This is a genomic window from Angustibacter sp. Root456 (assembly GCF_001426435.1).
GTDB lineage: Bacteria > Actinomycetota > Actinomycetes > Actinomycetales > Angustibacteraceae > Angustibacter.
Map to the genome: position 1 here is coordinate 447,958 of NZ_LMER01000014.1, position 17,860 is coordinate 465,817.

At 74.1% G+C, this 17,860-nt stretch carries 15 protein-coding genes; 9 read left to right on the forward strand and 6 right to left on the reverse strand.

What is annotated here, in order from left to right:
* A partial coding sequence (gene hemQ / locus ASD06_RS07255) for a hydrogen peroxide-dependent heme synthase (RefSeq protein WP_056675183.1) occupies positions 1 to 696 on the reverse strand: 696 nt, incomplete at its 3' end.
* Positions 689 to 2,164: a protoporphyrinogen oxidase gene (gene hemG, locus ASD06_RS07260; protein WP_056674905.1), complete on the reverse strand. Its 1,476-nt coding sequence runs from the start codon at positions 2,162 to 2,164 to the stop codon at positions 689 to 691. The genes hemG and hemQ, both read right to left, overlap by 8 nt.
* Positions 2,165 to 2,283: 119 nt before the next feature.
* Here hemG and ASD06_RS07265 point away from each other — a divergent pair, with 119 nt between their 5' ends.
* Complete coding sequence (locus tag ASD06_RS07265; RefSeq protein ID WP_162248052.1) at positions 2,284 to 3,255, forward strand: DUF4349 domain-containing protein; 972 nt, start codon at positions 2,284 to 2,286, stop codon at positions 3,253 to 3,255.
* Positions 3,256 to 3,321: 66 nt separating this feature from the next.
* Here the strand turns inward: ASD06_RS07265 and hemE are convergent, their stop codons facing one another.
* A complete protein-coding gene (hemE, locus tag ASD06_RS07270) occupies positions 3,322 to 4,371 on the reverse strand; it encodes a uroporphyrinogen decarboxylase (RefSeq protein ID WP_056675186.1) in 1,050 nt (349 codons plus the stop codon).
* A gap of 22 nt (positions 4,372 to 4,393) precedes the next feature.
* The gene (locus tag ASD06_RS07275) at positions 4,394 to 5,230 is read right to left on the reverse strand and encodes a DMT family transporter (protein ID WP_056674908.1); all 837 of its coding nucleotides are present in this window, start codon (positions 5,228 to 5,230) and stop codon (positions 4,394 to 4,396) included.
* Between the two features lie 77 nt (positions 5,231 to 5,307).
* Between ASD06_RS07275 and ASD06_RS07280 the strand changes: the two genes are divergently transcribed.
* The 6 genes from ASD06_RS07280 (at position 5,308) to ASD06_RS07305 (ending at position 12,771) form a co-directional block, all read left to right on the forward strand.
* Positions 5,308 to 5,898 carry a DUF3000 domain-containing protein gene (locus ASD06_RS07280; RefSeq protein WP_056674910.1) on the forward strand — a complete coding sequence of 197 codons (591 nt, stop codon included), beginning with the start codon at positions 5,308 to 5,310 and terminating at the stop codon, positions 5,896 to 5,898.
* A gap of 156 nt (positions 5,899 to 6,054) precedes the next feature.
* On the forward strand, positions 6,055 to 6,657 hold the full coding sequence (locus ASD06_RS07285) for a response regulator transcription factor (RefSeq protein WP_082537779.1): 603 nt from the start codon (positions 6,055 to 6,057) through the stop codon (positions 6,655 to 6,657).
* 101 nt (positions 6,658 to 6,758) lie between these two features.
* Positions 6,759 to 8,018 (forward strand): ribonuclease D, encoded by a 1,260-nt coding sequence (locus ASD06_RS07290; RefSeq protein WP_235502252.1) that lies wholly within the window; start codon positions 6,759 to 6,761, stop codon positions 8,016 to 8,018.
* 114 nt (positions 8,019 to 8,132) lie between these two features.
* The gene (locus ASD06_RS07295; RefSeq protein ID WP_056674912.1) at positions 8,133 to 9,365 is read left to right on the forward strand and encodes a thiolase family protein; all 1,233 of its coding nucleotides are present in this window, start codon (positions 8,133 to 8,135) and stop codon (positions 9,363 to 9,365) included.
* Positions 9,365 to 11,533, forward strand: coding sequence for a 3-hydroxyacyl-CoA dehydrogenase NAD-binding domain-containing protein (locus ASD06_RS07300; RefSeq protein ID WP_082537781.1), 2,169 nt, complete (start codon positions 9,365 to 9,367; stop codon positions 11,531 to 11,533). The genes ASD06_RS07295 and ASD06_RS07300 overlap by 1 nt, the downstream gene beginning before the upstream one ends.
* Positions 11,534 to 11,823: 290 nt before the next feature.
* Positions 11,824 to 12,771, forward strand: coding sequence for a hypothetical protein (locus ASD06_RS07305; RefSeq protein WP_056674913.1), 948 nt, complete (start codon positions 11,824 to 11,826; stop codon positions 12,769 to 12,771).
* 10 nt (positions 12,772 to 12,781) lie between these two features.
* Here the strand turns inward: ASD06_RS07305 and dxs are convergent, their stop codons facing one another.
* Both dxs and ASD06_RS18825 read right to left on the reverse strand, forming a co-directional pair.
* Positions 12,782 to 14,710, reverse strand: coding sequence for a 1-deoxy-D-xylulose-5-phosphate synthase (gene dxs, locus ASD06_RS07310; RefSeq protein WP_056674916.1), 1,929 nt, complete (start codon positions 14,708 to 14,710; stop codon positions 12,782 to 12,784).
* Positions 14,711 to 14,773: 63 nt separating this feature from the next.
* The gene (locus tag ASD06_RS18825; RefSeq protein ID WP_056674917.1) at positions 14,774 to 15,145 is read right to left on the reverse strand and encodes a hypothetical protein; all 372 of its coding nucleotides are present in this window, start codon (positions 15,143 to 15,145) and stop codon (positions 14,774 to 14,776) included.
* A gap of 128 nt (positions 15,146 to 15,273) precedes the next feature.
* On the opposite strand from ASD06_RS18825, the gene xylB reads away from it, so the two are divergent.
* A complete protein-coding gene (gene xylB / locus ASD06_RS07320; RefSeq protein ID WP_056674918.1) occupies positions 15,274 to 16,668 on the forward strand; it encodes a xylulokinase in 1,395 nt (464 codons plus the stop codon).
* The gene (gene xylA / locus ASD06_RS07325) at positions 16,668 to 17,831 is read left to right on the forward strand and encodes a xylose isomerase (RefSeq protein WP_056674921.1); all 1,164 of its coding nucleotides are present in this window, start codon (positions 16,668 to 16,670) and stop codon (positions 17,829 to 17,831) included. Before xylB ends, xylA begins: the two co-directional genes overlap by 1 nt.
* The last annotated feature ends 29 nt before the right edge of the window (positions 17,832 to 17,860 follow it).

Genomic DNA, 17,860 nt, shown 5'->3' on the forward strand with positions numbered 1-17,860 from the left:
GACCAGCTCGGCCAACGGTGTGCGCGGGCCGGTGAAGAACGGCACCTCGTGGCGCACGTGCCGGCGGGCGTCGGTGGCGCGCAGGTCGCGCATCACGTCGACGATGCGGTGCAGGTCGTCAGCCTCGAAGGCCAGGATCCACTCGTAGTCGCCCAGCGCGAACGACGACACGGTGTTGGCGCGGACGTCGGGGTACTCGCGGGCGGCCATGCCGTGCTCGTGGAGCATCCGCTTGCGCTCCTCGTCGGGCAGCAGGTACCACTCGTAGGAGCGGACGAACGGGTACACGCAGATGTAGCCGCGCGCGGGCTCACCGGCCATGAACGCCGGCACGTGGCCCTTGTTGAACTCCGCAGGGCGGTGCAGCGCGACGTTCGACCACACCGGCTGCAGGTGCCGGCCGAGCTCGGTGCGGCGCAGCCGTCGGTAGGCCTCCTGCACCACCTCGACGGACGGCGCGTGCCACCACACCATGAAGTCGGCGTCGGCGCGCAGGCCCGCGAGGTCGTAGAAGCCACGCACCTCCAGGCCGTCGGCCGACAGGTCCTTCAGCACCTGCTCGACCTCGGCCACCAAGCCCGCGCGGTCGCCGTCGCCCAGGGGCTCGCGCACCGCGAAGACCGACCACATCGTGTAGCGCAGGGTCTCGTTGACCTCGCGCGCCCGGATCCGGCCCTTGCTCGCCACGTCAGTCATGCTGCGATTGTCCTCCTCGTTCAGGCCGAGCGCGCACCTGGGTCACCGCGGCCAGCACGCGCTCGGCCGCCTGCCGTCCGGACGCCACGCACGCCGGAACCCCCACGCCGCCGTAGGCCGCACCGGCCACCGCGAGGCCGGGTCGCGTGGCCACGTCGTCGAGCACCCGCTGCACTCGGTCCAGGTGGCCGACGTCGTACTGCGGCAGGCCGCCACCCCAGCGCGTCACCAGCGACGCCGCCGGGTCGGGCAGCCGCACACCGGGGATCGCACGCAGGTCGACCAGCGCTCGGCGCACGATCTCGTCGTCTTCCAGCTGCAGGTCGCGCTCCTCGCCGAAGCGGCCGACCGACGCCCGCACGACGACGTGGCGCGGGTCGGACTCGTCGAGCCACGCCCACTTGGACGACGCGAACGTCGTCGCCTTGATGTAGCGGCCGTCGACCGGTGGAACGAGCAGTCCCGAGCCGTCGAGGCCGGCCACTGCGGCCCGGTCGAGCAGCAGCGTGACGAGCGCGACGCTGGCGTACTGCACCTCGGCGAGGGCGCCCGCCGCCGGAGGAGCGACGTCGCGCAGCAGCCGGGACGCCGGAGCCGCCGGAACCGCGAGCACCACACCGTCGACGTCCACGACCTGCTCGTCGACGGTCGGCCCGGTGACCAGACGCCAGCGCCGGGCGTGCCGCTCGAGCCGGCGGACGGTGGTGCGCGTGCGGATCTCGACCCCCTTGGCCCGCAGCGCGTCGGCGACCGCCAGGGGCAGCCGGCCCACTCCCCCGACGACGCCGCTGAACACCGGCGCCTGGGTCGCCTGCCCACGCGCAGCGGCCCGCGCGGCGGCCCGCACCAGCGAGCCGCCGTGCGCAGCGGCGTCCCACAGCGGCGGCACGGTCGCGCGCAGCGACAGGCGGCTCGCGTGACCGGCGTAGACACCGCCGAGCAGGGGCTCGACGAGCCGGTCGACCACCCCCTGGCCCACCCGCGAGGCGACGAACGACGCGACGTCGACGTCGTCGTCCAGCGCCGGCCAGGTCGCCGTGGGCTCGGCCCCGACGCGGGCGACGGCGTCGGCGTCCAGCAGGCCGTCGAGCCCCGCGACGCCCGACGGAACCCCCATGAGCGTGCCCTTCGGCAGCGGGTACCGGCCACCACCGCTCCACAGGCCCGCACCCACCGGGCGCGGTGGCTGCAGGTCGTCGCCGAGGCCGACCTCGTGCGCGAGGTCGAGCGCCTCGGGACGGCGCGCGAGCAGGGACTCGGCGCCGACGTCGACCACGGCGGCGCCCACCTCGCCCAGCGCCAGCTTGCCGCCAACCTGCGGCGAGGCCTCGAGCACGACGACCCGCACCGCCGCACCGGACGTCGCGAGCTGCCACGCGGCCGCGAGACCGGCGATACCACCGCCCACGACGGCCACCAGGGGCTCGGCGGCGGAGCGCAGGTCTGGCACCACTGCGGCGCGGGTCATGGCACGAGGTTCGCAGACCGTGACCTGATCGAGATCGACCGGGGGGAACGCGCACCTCCTACGCCGCCGTCCCATCGCCGACCCAGCCCCGCCGGCGAAGGGACGCCGCGATGAAGCGCATGCGCACCACCCGATCACTGCTCACCGTCACGCTGGGGGTACTCGCCGCGCTCGCGCTCGCCGGGTGCGGGGGCTCCGGCGGCGACGCCAGCTCCGCCGGCGCGGACAACAGCGCGCCCAAGGTCGCGTCCCAGCCCGCGGAGCGCGGGGCTCCTGATGCCGGAGGCAGCTCCGAGGGCAGCCGCGCCGGGTCAGGGACGACGTCCGGTCAGGCGGCTGACGCCGCGAGCTTCGAGCAGCGCGTCGTCCGCACCGCCGACATGGCCGTGCAGACGAACGACGTGCCGGCTGCGGTGGTCCGGGTTCGCGGCATCGCCGAGACGGCGAAGGGCTTCGTCGCCGGCGAGCAGACCACGACGTCCCCGACCGAGCCGCGGCCGGTCGAGCGCGGCAGCGACCCTGCGCCGCCCCCGAAGCCGTGGAGCCAGTCGGTGCTCACCCTGCGCGTGCCGAACGCCTCGCTCGACCGCGTGATGCAGCAGATCGGCGACCTCGGCTCGGTCACCAGCCGCAACCAGAGCAGCCAGGACGTCACCGGCAAGTACGTCGACACCGCCAGCCGCGTGCGGTCGCAGACCGCGAGCGTCGAGCGGGTGCGGGCACTGCTGTCGCAGGCGAAGGACCTCGGCCAGATCGTGCAGATCGAGGGCGAGCTGGCGCGACGCGAGGCCGACCTGGAGTCGCTGAAGTCCCAGCTCGCCGCCCTGGACGACCAGACGACGCTGTCGACGTTGACCGTCACGATCACGCCGCACGAGACCGCCGCGGCACCGACCTCGCGCGACAACGCCTTCGTCTCCGGACTCCACGCGGGCTGGACGGCGCTCGCCGCCACCGGGGCCGTGCTGCTGGCCGTGGTCGGCGCCCTGCTGCCCTTCGCCGTCGTCGTGGCGGTGCTCGGCCTACCGGTGCTCTGGTGGCTGCGCCGCCAGCGCCGGCGTCGCGCACAGGCGCCCGCCGCCACCGTCTGACGTGCGCTGCCGTGCATGATCACGGCCGACCCCTTCCGGCGTGATCATGCACGGCAGCGCAACGGGTCAGGCCGACGCCGCGTGGACGACGTCGACCACCCGCTGCAGCGCGGCCGGATCAGCGTTCGGGGGCACACCGTGGCCGAGGTTGAACACGTGGCCGGGCGCGCGGCGTCCGGCTTCCAGCGTTTGCCGCACGCGCTGCTCGAGCACCGCCTCGGGCGCGAACAGCATGGCCGGGTCGAGGTTGCCCTGCACGGCGCGGTCGGGGCCGATGCGGCGGCTGGCCTCGTCGAGTGCGACGCGAAAGTCGACGCCGACCACCTCGGCCCCGGCGTCCCCCATGGCGCCGAGCAGCTCGCCCGTGCCGACACCGAAGTGGATGCGCGGGACGCCGAGGTCACCCACCGCGGCGAGAGCGGCCGCGGAGTGCGGCTGGACGTACTCGACGTAGTCGGCGAGCGGGAGCGCCCCCACCCAGGAATCGAACAGCTGCACCGCGCTCGCCCCCGCCTCGACCTGCACGCGCAGGAACGCCCCTGCGATGGCGGCGAGGCGTCCGGCCAGCGCGTGCCACAGCTGGGGGTCGCCGTACATGAGGGCCTTGGTGCGCTCGTGGTTCTTCGACGGGCCGCCCTCGACGAGGTACGACGCGAGCGTGTACGGCGCGCCGGCGAAGCCGATGAGTGGCGTGGCCGCCAGCTCGGCCACGAGCAGCCGCACGGCCTCGACGACGTACGGCACGTCGGCCGCGGTGAGCTCGGGCAGCCGGTCGAGGTCCTTCAGCGTGCGGAACGGCTCGGCGACGACCGGCCCCACACCGGGCACGATGTCGAGGTCGACGCCGATGGCCTTCAGCGGCACCACGATGTCGCTGTAGAAGATGGCCGCGTCGACGCCGTAGCGGCGCACGGGCTGCAGCGTGATCTCGGTGACGAGCTCGGGACGCGCGCACGAGTCGAGCATCGAGATGCCCTCGCGCACCGCGCGGTACTCCGGCAGCGAGCGCCCGGCCTGGCGCATGAACCACACCGGTGTGCGGGCGGGCCGCTCGCGCCGGCAGGCACGCAGGAAGGGCGAGTCCGACAGGGCGTTGGGCGAGGTCACGCGGTGCATCGTCCCACGCGGACGGGCACGCTCAGGCCGCGCGACCCAGCGCCACGAGCGCCACACCGGCGAGGGCGGCCGACACCCCGAGGAGCTGCACGCGGGTCAGCCGCTCGTGCAGCACCAGGCGCGCGAGCAGCACGGTGACCACCGGGTAGAGCGAGCCGAGCACCGACGTGATGCTGAGGAAGCCGCGCTGGGAGGCCAAGGCGAACGTGAGGTTGGCGCCGACGTCCCCGAGCCCCACGAGCGCGAGCGAGGGCACGTCGCGGGGCGTCAGCCCACCCACCGAGCGCACGACGAGCGCGGTGACGACGAAGGCCGTCACGCTGGTGGCCCGCATGCCGGTGAGCGTCATGACGGCGTCCGCGCGCGACCCGCGCTCGATGCACACCAGCGCGAGCCCGAACCCGACGCCCGCGACGGCGGCCAGGGCGACCGGCCGCGCACCGGCTCTGCCGCGCAGCTCGGGTCCGCTAGCGGCCACCGCACCGATCAGCCCGAGCACGAGCCCCGCGAGGGTGATCGACGTCGGCCGCTCCCCTGCGACGATCCCGATCACCACCGGCACGACCGCACCCAGTGCCGCGATCGGCGACACGACGCCCATGGTGCCGCTGCCCAGCGCGGCGTAGAAGCAGACCAGCGCGGTGGTGCCGACCACCCCTGACGCCACGGCCCACGGCACCCACGCCGCTGACCCGCTACCCGCCCCCGTCGCGAGCGCGACGACGCCGATGGCGACGAGCCCGCACGCCTGTGACGCGGCGACGACGGCGAAGGCGGGCAACGTGCGTGAGCGCAGGCCGCCGAGGAAGTCCGCGCTCCCCCACATCAGCGACGAGACGAGTGCGAGGGCGACGGCCATCAGCGCAGGCTAGCCAGCCGCTCGCCGTCCCGGCGTGGCTGCCCACGAGATGTGGGTCGCGGCCGTACGCTGCGCTCATGGTCGCGAGGACCCTCCCCGACGACGCGCCGGAGCCGTTCCAGGCTGCGCTGCGGGCACTGAAGAGCGCCGTGCTGCGCCCCGAGATCGTGCTCACCGAGGCCCCGTCGCCCGGGCGCATCGCGCCGTACTCGGTGGCGCTGACCGCGGACGTCGTCGACCGCCGCGGCGCGGGTGAGGCCGAGGAGCTCGCCACGGGCCGGTTCGTGCTGCTCTATGACCCGTCGTCGCCCGAGCCGTGGGACGGCACGTTCCGCGCCGTGACCTTCGTGCGCGCTGACCTCGAGCCCGAGCTGGGGTCTGACCCGCTGCTCGGCGAGGTGGGCTGGTCGTGGCTGCTCGAAGCGCTCGACCAGCGCGGCGCCGCCTACCGCAACGAGGGCGGAACCGTGACGCGCGTGGTGTCCGAGAGCTTCGCCGCGCTCGCCGACCGGCCCTCCGGCGTCGAGATCGAGATCCGGGCGTCGTGGACGCCGCAGGACGACGACCTCGCCGCCCACCTGTCAGCCTGGACCGACCTGCTGTGCACCGTGGCGGGTCTGCCGCCACTGCCGGAGGGCGTCACCGCCCTGCCGGCGCGCCGTCGCTGAACGCGGTCCGAGCTCCTGGACGCATCACGGCGCACCACCTGGACCGAACCCGTCAAGGTCCGGCTCACTCCTGCCGATGATCCGGCGACGGAACCACCAGGAGCAGGGCCTCGCGCCGGGACGACACCCACGCGCGAGCAGGACAAGGAGGCAGGCGTGGCTGCGGTCGCCGAGCGTGTTGCGGGGGTGCCGCTGACCCGGCCGGGTCGGTTCGCGGCGCTCGTCGTGATCAGCCCGCAAGGGCCGCGCGACGCCGTGAGCCGCATGATCCGCGGCCTCGGTGCTCGCGAGGTCGTCCAGGCCTCGACGCTCGAGGAGGCTCGCCGCCGCGCGCGCCTGCTCGGGCCGCACGCCCTGTGCGTGGTGGACGTCGCGCTGCCCGACGGCTCGGGGGTCGGGCTGCTGCGTGACCTGAAGGCGCTCGGCTGGCAGCGCGGCGTCGTGCTGTCGACCATGGACGACGCGTACACCGTGCGCGGCGCGCTCTCCGCCGGCGTCCGCTGCTTCCTCGTCTCCGGTCGCCCGGCGGGCTCTGGCCCTGGCGCCGGCACGGGCGGGCTCGCCGACCAGCTGTCGGAGCGTGAGATCGAGGTGCTGCAGCACGTCGCCAACGGCCGCTCCAACAAGGAGATCGGCGCCTCGCTCGGGCTGTCGGCGCTCACGGTGAAGAGCCACCTGGCCCGGATCGCGCGCAAGGTGGGCACCGGCGACCGCGCCGAGATGGTGATGCTCGCGCTGCGCGCGGGCGTCATCCACTGATCTCCCGCTGATCTCCCGCTGATCTCCCGCTGATCTCCCGCTGATCTCCCACGGATCTCCCGCTGAGCACGCGCGAGCACGGGCCGCGTACGGTGGGGCCCGTGACCGACGCCGTACCCACTCCCCTGGTCGAGCCTCGGGACGGCATCCCGGACGTCGTCGTCGAGGAGCACGAGCTGCTGCGCGCCGCCGAGGCGCTGGCCGGCGGCAGCGGGCCCGTGGCCGTCGACGCCGAGCGCGCCTCGGGCTACCGCTACGGGCAGGCCGCCTACCTCGTGCAGCTGCGTCGACGCGGGGCGGGCACCTGGCTCATCGACCCCGTGTCGTGCCCCGACCTCACCCCGGTCAGCGCGGCGATCGACGGCGCGGAGTGGGTGCTGCACGCCGCGACGCAGGACCTGCCGTGCCTGGCTGAGGTGGGCATGCGCCCCTCTCGCCTGTTCGACACCGAGCTCGGCGCGCGGCTGGCCGGTCTGCCGCGGGTCGGCCTGGGCGCCGTCGTCGAGGAGCAGCTCGGTCTCTCGCTCGCCAAGGAGCACTCCGCCGTCGACTGGTCGACGCGCCCACTCCCCGAGGCGTGGTTGCGCTACGCCGCGCTCGACGTCGAGGTGCTCGTCGACCTGCGCGACGCGATCGCCGAGCTGCTCGAGCGCCAGGGCAAGCTGGATTGGGCGGAGCAGGAGTTCGCCGCGATCGCGAACGCCGCTCCCCCCGTGCCGCGCGTCGACCCGTGGCGCCGCACGAGCGGCAGCCACCGCCTGCGCACGCGCCGTCAGCTGGCCATGCTGCGCGAGCTCTGGACGGCGCGCGACGAGCTGGCCCGGCAGCGCGACGTCTCACCCGGCCGGGTGCTGCCCGACGCGGCGCTCGTGGCGGCGGTGCAGGCCTCGCCGCGCACCATGGAGGAGCTCGTGGCGGTGCCGGGGTTCACCGGGCCGGCCGCCCGCCGTCACGGGGCGCGCTGGCTGGAGGCGCTGACTCGCGGCCGCAAGACACCGGACGCCGACCTCCCGCTGCAGTCCCTGCCGAACGACGCCCCGCCACCCGCCCGGTCGTGGGCCGACCGCGACGCCGACGCAGCGGCGCGCTTGGCGTACGCCAAGACCGAGCTCGCCCGGATGTCGGAGGCGCTCTGCGTGCCCGTCGAGAACCTCATGACACCCGACACCGTGCGCCGCGTCCTGTGGGACCCGCCCACCGACGTCGACGGCCGGCTCACCGAGCTGCGAGCCCGCCCGTGGCAGATCGAGCTCGTCGGGCCGGTGCTGCAGGCCGCGCTGCAGGAGACCGACGCCGACCGCCGCGCCCGCGAGGCGGCCGCTCGGGCGAGCGAGCCCGCTCCGCCCGCCGAGCAGGGGTGAGGGGCTTCACACCGGGCCGGGTGACGCTCCAGGTTACTGGCGAGTAGCATCGTCGCGTCACCCCGACGCCGCGGCCTGGCCGCACGTCGAAACCCCACGTGCTGGAGGAACCCCGTGTCCCGCGAGCTTCGCGACGTGGTCTTCGTCGACGGCGTGCGCACGCCGTTCGGCAAGGCCGGCGACAAGGGCATCTACGCCCAGACGCGCGCCGACGACCTGGTCATCAAGTGCATCCGCGAGCTGATGCGCCGCAACCCCGAGCTGCCGCCCGAGCGCGTCGACGACGTCGCCATCGCGGCCACGACGCAGATCGGCGACCAGGGGCTGACGATCGGCCGCCTGGCCGCCCTGCTCTCGGGCCTGCCGAAGTCGGTGCCCGGCTTCTCGATCGACCGCATGTGCGCCGGTGCGATGACCGCCGTCACCACGACGGCGTCCGGGATCGCGTTCGGCGCCTACGACGTCGTCGTCGCCGGCGGCGTCGAGCACATGGGCCACCACCCCATGGGCGAGGGCGTCGACCCCAACCCGCGCATCGTCGCCGAGAAGCTCGTCGACCCCTCCGCGCTGGTCATGGGCTCGACGGCGGAGAACCTCCACGACCGCTACCCCGAGATCACCAAGGAGCGGGCCGACACGTTCGCCGTCGGCAGCCAGGCCAAGCTGGCGAAGGCCTACTCCGAGAACAAGATCCAGCCCGACCTGGTGCCCGTCGCGACCCGCAGCGAGGACCAGGGCTGGGGCCTGGCCACCCAGGACGAGCCGCCGCGCCCCGGCACCACCATGGAGAGCCTGGCGTCCCTCAAGACGCCGTTCCGCCCCCACGGCCGCGTCACCGCCGGCAACGCCGCCGGCCTCAACGACGGCGCCACCGCCTGCATCCTCGCCGCGGCCGAGACGGCCGAAGAGCTCGGCCTTCCGGCGCGCATGCGTCTGGTCGCCTACTCGTTCGTGGGTGTCGAGCCCGAGGTCATGGGGATCGGCCCGGTGCCTGCCACCGAGAAGGCGCTCAAGCAGGCCGGCCTCACCATCGACGACATCGGCCTGTTCGAGCTCAACGAGGCGTTCGCCGTCCAGGTGCTGGCGTTCCTCGACCACTTCGGCATCGCGGACGACGACCCGCGGGTCAACGAGTACGGCGGCGCCATCGCCACCGGGCACCCGCTCGCGTCGTCCGGCGTGCGGCTCATGACCCAGCTGGCGCGCCAGTTCGAGGAGCACCCCGAGGTGCGCTACGGCCTGACCGCCATGTGCATCGGCATCGGCATGGGGGGCGCGGTGATCTGGGAGAACCCGCACCACGCCGACTACGGCAAGGGCACTGCGAGCGAGGGGACGGCCGCCTGATGACCACCACCGACACCGGCACCACCCGCGTCGACCCGGCGCAGACCGCGGCCGAGGCCGAGGCGCTGGCCGCTGCCACGAGCGACGAGCGCGTCACGAGCTTCCACGTGCGCGACGTCGCGCTGCCCGGCGGCGCCGGCACCATGGCCCTCATCACGATGGACAACGGCTTCGACCACACCAAGCCGACGACCCTCGGGGCCCAGGGACTGCTGAACCTCAAGGCCGCCCTGGACGCCGTCAGCCCGCGCGCGGCGTCCGGCGAGATCGTCGCCGTCGGCATCACCGGCAAGCCGTTCATCTTCGCCGTCGGCGCCGACCTCAAGGACGTCGGCAACCTCAGCACCCGCGAGCAGGCCCTCACCATCGCCCGCTTCGGTCACGACCAGCTGCGCCGCCTCGGCGAGCTCGCCGTGCCGTCGTTCGGCTTCGTCAACGGTGCGGCCATGGGTGGTGGCGTCGAGGTCGCGCTGCACTGCACCTACCGCACCATCTCGTCCGGTGTGCCGGCCGTGGCGCTGCCCGAGACCTTCCTCGGCCTGGTGCCCGGCTGGGGCGGCAACTACCTGCTGCCCAACCTCATCGGCGTGGCGAACGCGCTCAAGGTCATCATCGAGAACCCGTTGTCGCAGAACCGGATGCTCAAGGGGCCGCAGGCCTTCCAGCTCGGTCTGGCCGATGCGATGTTCGAGCCGGCGGACTTCCTCGAGCAGTCGCTGCAGTGGGCCGCGGCCGTCGTCCGCGGCGAGATCGTCGTGCAGCGTCCGGAGGTCGACCGCGACGAGGCGACGTGGGCCGCCGCGGTGAAGACGGCCCAGGGCTTCGCCCACATGAAGACCGGAGGCGCGGCTCCCGCGCCGTACCGCGCGCTCGACATCGTCACCGCCGCTCGTACCTGCAGCCGCGACGAGGGCTTCGCGCTCGAGGACGCGGCGCTCGCCGACCTCATCATGAGCGAGGAGTTCCGCTCCGGCGTCTACTCGTTCAACCTGGTGCAGGGCCGGGCCAAGCGCCCCGCCGGCGCCCCCGACAAGTCGTTGGCGCGCAAGGTGACCAAGGTCGGCATCGTCGGTGCGGGCCTCATGGCCAGCCAGCTCGCGCTGCTGTTCGCGCAGCGGCTCGAGGTGCCGGTCGTGCTGACCGACCTCGACCAGGGTCGGGTCGACAAGGGTGTCGGGTACGTGCACGGCGAGGTCGACAAGCTGCTCGGCAAGGGCCGGGTGAACCCCGACAAGGCCAACCGCCTGAAGTCGCTGGTCACCGGCTCGACGTCCAAGGACGGCTTCGCCGACGCCGACTTCGTCATCGAGGCGGTGTTCGAGCAGATGTCGGTCAAGCAGCAGGTGTTCGCCGAGGTCGAGGCGATCGTCTCGCCCGAGTGCGTGCTGGCCACCAACACCTCCTCGCTGTCGATCACCGAGATGGCCTCGCAGCTGCAGCACCCCGAGCGGGTCGTCGGCTTCCACTTCTTCAACCCGGTCGCCGTCATGCCGCTGCTCGAGATCGTCAAGGGCGAGCAGACGGACGACGCCACGCTGGCCACCGCCTTCGCCACCGGCAAGACGCTGCGCAAGACCACGATCCTGGTGAAGGACTCCCCGTCGTTCATCGTCAACCGCCTGCTGGGCCGGTTCATGGGCGAGGTCAGCCGGGTCGTCGACGAGGGCACGCCGGTCGAGGTGGCGGACGGCGCGTTCGCCGGCCTGGCGCCGATGCCGCCGTTCGTGCTGCTGGCCCTGGTGGGTCCGGCGATCGCGCTGCACAACTCCGAGACGCTGGCCCGCGCCTTCCCGGACCGCTTCTACGTGTCGCAGAACCTGCGCCGCGTCGTCGAGGCCGGCAAGCCCGGCTTCTACGTCTGGGACGGGCCGAAGCCCAGCCTGGACCCGGAGGTCGCCGCGCTGTTCGAGACCCCGGCCGAACCCGTGGTGCTCGACCGCGAGCAGGTGCGCGAGAAGGTGCTGTCGGCGCTCGCCGACGAGGCGCGCCGCATGCTCGACGAGGGCGTCGTCGCCGCACCGGAGGACCTCGACCTCGCGATGATCACCGGCGCCGGCTTCTCGTTCTGGAACGGCGGCCTCACGCCGCTGCTCGACCGCACCGGCGTCGCCGAGCGCACCAGCGGCAAGCGGTTCCTCACGCCGGGCGTCGCGAGCCTCCCCGCCTGACCCCGCCGCCTCTCCCCCGTTGATCACGTTCAGTGGGCGACACGCCGCTTCCCGAGGGTTGCACCCCTCGGGAAGCGGCGTGAACCCTCGACAAGCACCGGTCGGCGGCCCGGACCGGCCGGCGGCCAGACCGGTCGGCGGGGCGGATCGGTCGGCGGGGCGGATCGGTCGGCCACGGTGGGTCACCGACTGGTGCGCTGCCGCTGCCGCCCTACGCCGAGCGCGTGAAGTCCGTCCCAGCCGCCCCACCGGTGTGGCGACCACCTAGGGGTGCCTCTACCGTGTGCCTCGTGACCACCCGCCCGGTCGATCCCGGCGCGCTGCGCCGCGGCACCCTGGCGGCGAGCGTCCTCGACGACATCCCCCTCACCCCCAGCGCGGACGGCGTCACCGTCGGCCGGTCGTGGGACGACCGCGACGCCTGGATGCCGGTGTCGTGGCAGCAGCTGGCGACGGCGGTGGGCGACGTCCCGCCGGAGTCGCTGGCGGGCCGCCTACGGCTGCGCGACTGGCTGCGCGCCTTCACCTACCTGTCGCACCTCGCGGACGACGCCGCATCCCGCGACGCCGGCGCCCCGCCGTCCCGGGTCGTGGCGCTCGCGCTGCCCGTGGGCCACGCCCTGCACCCGGGTCCGGAGTGGGTGGTCGAGTCCGTGCTCGGTGGCGTGCTCGACGTCGGGCTGGCTCTTCGCCCGTCCGCTGAGCAGCTGGCTGCTCACCCGGCCGCCGACCGAGCCGTCGCCGCTTCAGCGGGCGAGCCGCTCGCGGCCCCGCTGCCGCCCGGCGCGGCCCGCGCGGCCGGGATCGACACGAGGCCCTGGTGGCGGTCGGTCGCCGGCCAGCGGGACGACATGGCCGTGCTCGCCGGCGACCGGCTCGACCGCGACGCGACGGGGGTCCTGCGCCCGATCGGCGGCTGCGACGTCCTGACGCTGCTCAGCGGGCGGTGGCTGCGCGATCACCTCGCGACCACGGACGGCACCGGGATGCGCGCGATCGCTGCCCCGATGCGCTCGCGGGGGTGGTTCGACCTCGCGCGGATCGACCCGGCCTTCGTCGGCGCCGCCGCGGCCGCGACCGCTCCAGAGCTGCGCGGTGTGGTGCGCCCGCTGCTGGTCACCACCGACGAGGTGGGGTTGGCCGCCGGCAACGCCTCGGCCGAGCAGCTGGCGCGCGAGGCGCTGCGCGACCCGGCGCGGGACCCCGCCGGCACCGACCGGGACGTGCTCTACCGCTGAGCCCGGCGCGTCAGCGCTGCGGTGACTCCCCCGGCACCGGCGTCCCCTCGAGGTGCGGCTCGAGCCGGGCGAGCTCCTCGACGACGCGACGGGTGACGTCCTGCGCCGTCAGGCCCACGGAGGCCAGCACCTCCTGGCGGGTGCCGTGGTCCATGAACCGCGGCGGCGTGCCGACGGCGACCACCGGCGTCGCGACGCCGGCGTCGCGCGCCTCGAGCGCCACCCGGGCGCCGACGCCGCCGACGCGTGAGCCGTCCTCGACGACGACGACCAGGCGTGCCGCAGCGGCCATCCGCACCAGCTCGGGGTCGACGGGCAGCACCCAGCGCGGGTCGACGACGGTCGCCGACATGCCGTGGGCACGCAGCCGCTCGGCGACGTCCAGACCCAGGCGGGCCATCGTGCCGACGGTGACCAGCAGCACGTCGGCGTCCTCGCTGCGGGCCAGGACGTCGACCCCACCCACGCGCTCGACGGCCGTGATGTCGTCGGCCGGCACGGTGCCCTTGGGGTAGCGCACCACCGTCGGCGCGTCGGCGACGTCGAGAGCCTCGCGCAGCTCCTCGCGCAGGGTCGCTGCGTCGCGCGGGGCGGACAACCGGATGCCGGGCACGCCCTGGAGCACCGAGAGGTCCCACACCCCGTGGTGGCTCGGGCCGTCCGGGCCGGTGACGCCAGCGCGGTCGAGGACGAAGGTGACTCCGGCGCGGTGCAGCGCGACGTCCATCAGCACCTGGTCGAACGCGCGGTTCAGGAACGTCGCGTACACCGCGACCACCGGGTGCAGCCCGGCGAACGCCAGACCCGCGGCGCTCGTGGTGGCGTGCTGCTCGGCGATGCCGACGTCGAAGACGCGGTCGGGGTGCGCCGCCGCGAGCTTGCCCAGGCCCACCGGGTCGCACATCGCGGCGGTGATGCCGACGACGTCCGGACGCTCCTCGGCGAGGCGCGCGATCTCGTCCTCGAAGACACTCGTCCACGGTTGGGGGCTGCTGGCGCCGCTGGAGATGACGGCTTCGCCGGTCTCCGGGTCGATGGGGCCCACCGCGTGGAAGCGGTCGGCCTCGTGGGCCAGGGCCGGCGCGTAGCCGCGGCCCTTCTGGGTGATGACGTGCACGAGCACGGGGCCGCCGTACGACCGCGCCCGGCGCAGCGCGCGCTCCACCGCGTCGATGTCGTGGCCGTCGACCGGCCCGACGTACTTCAGGCCGAGGTCCTCGAACATGCCCTGCGGGGCGACGATGTCCTTCAGGCCCTTCTTGACCCCGTGCAGCGTCTCGTACATCGCGCCGCCGACGACGGGCGTGCGGCCGAGCGTCTGCTTGCCCCAGGTGAGGAAGCGCTCGTAGCCGCGGGTGGTGCGCAGGGTGGCCAGGTGCTGGGCGAGGCCACCGGTGGTGGGGGCGTACGAGCGCTCGTTGTCGTTGACGACGATGGTGAGTGGCAGGTCCTTGTCGACCGCGATGTTGTTGATCGCCTCCCACGCCATGCCGCCGGTCAGCGCGCCGTCACCGATGACGGCCACGACGTGGCGGTCGCGCTCACCCTTCAGCCGCCGTCCCTGGGCGATGCCGGCCGCCCACGACAGCGCCGTCGTCGCGTGGGAGTTCTCGACGACGTCGTGGGGGCTCTCGGCGCGTGAGGGGTAGCCCGACAGTCCGCCCTGGGCGCGCAGCCGGCTGAAGTCGTGACGTCCGGTGAGCAGCTTGTGCACGTACGACTGGTGCCCGGTGTCGAAGACGATGGTGTCGCGCGGGGACTCGAAGGCCCGGTGCAGCGCGATGGTGAGCTCGACGACGCCGAGGTTGGGGCCGAGGTGGCCACCGGTGCGAGCGACCGCGGAGACCAGGAACGTGCGGATCTCGGCAGCCAGCGCGACGGCGTCCTCGCGGCTGAGCCGCTGCACGTCACGCGGGCCCTTGATGGTCTCCAGGAGCATTCCGCAAGTCTAGGTGCGCCGCGTGGCGCGGTCGCGCGCGCGGCGGCATCCGTGGCGCGTTCTTCACAGCCTCGGCACGTACCGCAGACCCTGCAGCGCCTCACCCACGAGCCGCACGCCGCGGTGGACGCCCAGCAGCCGCGCGTGCTCGCGGTCGAGGGCGACGAGCACCCCCTCGAGCGCATCGGGCGTCAGGTGCTCGCGCAGCTCGGCTCGCGCCGCCGAGCGCGCCGCGGCGTTGGCCTGCCCCTGGGCCGTCACGTGGCGAAGGGCCAACCAGGCGAGCGCGACGGGCTGGTTCCGCAGGGCGGGGTAGGCGCGGTAGTCGGCCGGGCACTGGTCGAGCAGCCAGGTCACCGCCGTCCGCTCCCAGCCGGGCGCCCCCGCCGGCCGGACGACGTCCGGCCAGCCCGGTGGCACCCGCTCGTCTCCCACTCCGCCAGTCTCCCCCTCTTCACGCGCCTCTTGGGATGCACGCGCTCCCGGGCGTCGGGTACCGGCCCGAGTCCCTGAAGAAGTGCAGGGGTGTTGACTTCGTTCGAGTCTCGAACGAAACTGCTGAGGTGAGCGAAGACCTCGTCGTCGGCATCGACTCCTCGACCCAGTCGTGCAAGGCGCTCCTGGTGCGCGCGGACGACGGCACCGTCGTGGACCAGGTCAGCGCGCCTCACCCGGACGGCACCGAGGTCGACCCTCGCGCCTGGCTGGACGCGCTGCGGCAGGCCACCGCGCCGCTGCTCGAGCGGGCGTCTGCCGTGGCGGTCGGCGGCCAGCAGCACGGCATGGTGGCCCTGGGCGCCGACGACGAGCCGGTGCGACCCGCACTGCTGTGGAACGACGTGCGCTCGGCGCCCCAGGCCGCCGACCTGGTGCGCGAGTGGGGCGGCCCGCAGGCCTGCGCCGACGCCGTGGGTTCCGTGCTCGTCGCGTCGTTCACGGCCGCCAAGCTGCGCTGGCTGCGCGACCACGAGGCCGACCACGCGGCCGCCGTCCGCCAGGTGCTGCTCCCCCACGACTACCTCACCTGGCACCTCACCGAGCGCTCGGACGCTCCCACCACCGACCGCGGGGACGCCTCGGGCACGGGCTACTTCTCGACCCGAACCGACCACTGGCGCGCCGACCTCGCCGCCGACGCGCTCGGCCACGAGGTCGGCCTGCCTCGCGTGGCCGGGCCGGCCGAGGCCGTCGGCCGCACGGCACACGGCGCGCTGGTGGCGGCCGGCACCGGCGACAACATGGCCGCCGCGCTGGGGCTGCAGCTGCGCCCGGGTGACGTCGCCGTGTCGATCGGGACGTCCGGTGTCGCCTCGGTGGTCTCGCGGACGCCAGCCGCCGACCCGTCTGGTGAGGTCGCCGGCTTCGCTGACGCGTCCGGCGCGTTCCTCCCGCTGGTGTGCACGCTGAACGCCGCCCGGGTGCTCGACACCACAGCCCGGCTGCTGGGCGTCGACCACGCCGGCCTCGCCGAGCTGGCGCTGTCCGCCGAGCCGGGGGCCGGGGGCCTCACGCTGCTGCCCTACCTGGACGGCGAGCGCACGCCCAACCGCCCGGACGCCGCCGGCACGCTGCACGGCCTGACCACCGGCACGAGCCGCGAGCAGCTGGCCCGCGCCGCCGTCGAGGGCCTGCTGTGCTCGCTCGCGGACGCCGTCGACCGGCTCACCGCCGTGACCGGCACGGCGGCCGAGCGGGTGGTGCTCGTCGGCGGCGGAGCGCGCAACGAGGCGGTACGCCGGCTCGCACCCGCGCTGTTCGGCTGTCCGGTGGTGGTGCCGGGCGCGGCCGAGTACGTCGCTCTGGGCGCGGCGCGCCAGGCCGCGTGGGCACTCAACGCGGGCGACGAGCCGCCGTCCTGGTCGCTGCCCGACGTCCACACGTTCGAGGCCGAACCAACCCCCCACGTCCGCGAGGCCTACACCCGGCTTCGCGACCGCACCGAAGACTGGAGCAGCTGATGCACATCCCCGAGCCCACCCCCGCCGACAAGTTCTCGTTCGGACTCTGGACGATCGGCTACCAGGGCCGTGACCCGTTCGGCGAGCCGACCCGCGCCCCGCTCGATCCGGTGCGGTCGCTCGAGGAGCTCGCGAAGCTGGGCGCCTACGGCGTCAACTTCCACGACGACGACCTCATCCCGTTCGGCAGCGACGACGCCGAGCGCCAGCGCATCATCGACCGCTTCCGCCAGGGCCTGGCCGACACCGGCCTGGTCGTCACGACCGCGACCACGAACCTGTTCACCCACCCGGTGTTCAAGGACGGCGGCTTCACGTCGAACGACCGCGACGTGCGCCGGTACGCCCTGCGCAAGGTGATGCGCAACGTCGACCTCGCGGCCGAGCTCGGCGCGAAGGTCTACGTCGCCTGGGGCGGCCGCGAGGGCGCGGAGTTCGGCGCGTCGAAGGACCTCGCCGCCGCGTTCGACCGGTACCAGGAGGCGTTCAACGTCCTAGGCGAGTACGTCACCGACCAGGGCTACGACCTGCGCTTCGCGATCGAGCCCAAGCCGAACGAGCCCCGCGGTGACATCCTGCTGCCGACGGTCGGCCACGCGCTGGCGTTCATCGAGACCCTCGACCGACCCGAGCTCGTGGGCGTCAACCCGGAGATCGGCCACGAGGAGATGGCCGGCGTCAACGCGGCTCACGGGTACGCGCAGGCGCTGTGGCAGGGCAAGCTCTACCACATCGACCTCAACGGCCAGAACGGGCCGAAGTTCGACCAGGACCTGCGCTTCGGCGCCGGCAACGTGCGCGGCGCGTTCTGGGTGGTCGACACCCTGCTCGCCGGCGGCTACGACGGCCCGGTGCACTTCGACTACAAGCCCTCGCGCACCGAGGACGACGCCGGCGTGTGGGTGAGCGCCGCCGCCTGCATGCGCAACTACCTGATCCTGCGCGAGAAGGCGAAGGCGTTCCGCGCCGACCCCGAGGTGCAGGAGGCTCTGCGCGCGGCGCGCGTCGACGAGCTGGCGCGCCCGACGCTCGCCGAGGGCGAGACGTGGCGTGAGCTGCTCGCGGCCGAGCTCCCCGACCCGCAGCCGCTCGGTGAGCGCGGTATGGCGTTCGAGCACCTCGACCAGCTCGCGCTCGAGCACCTGTACGGCGTTCGCGGCTGACCGTGCCCACCCCCGGCACGGCGGCTGCG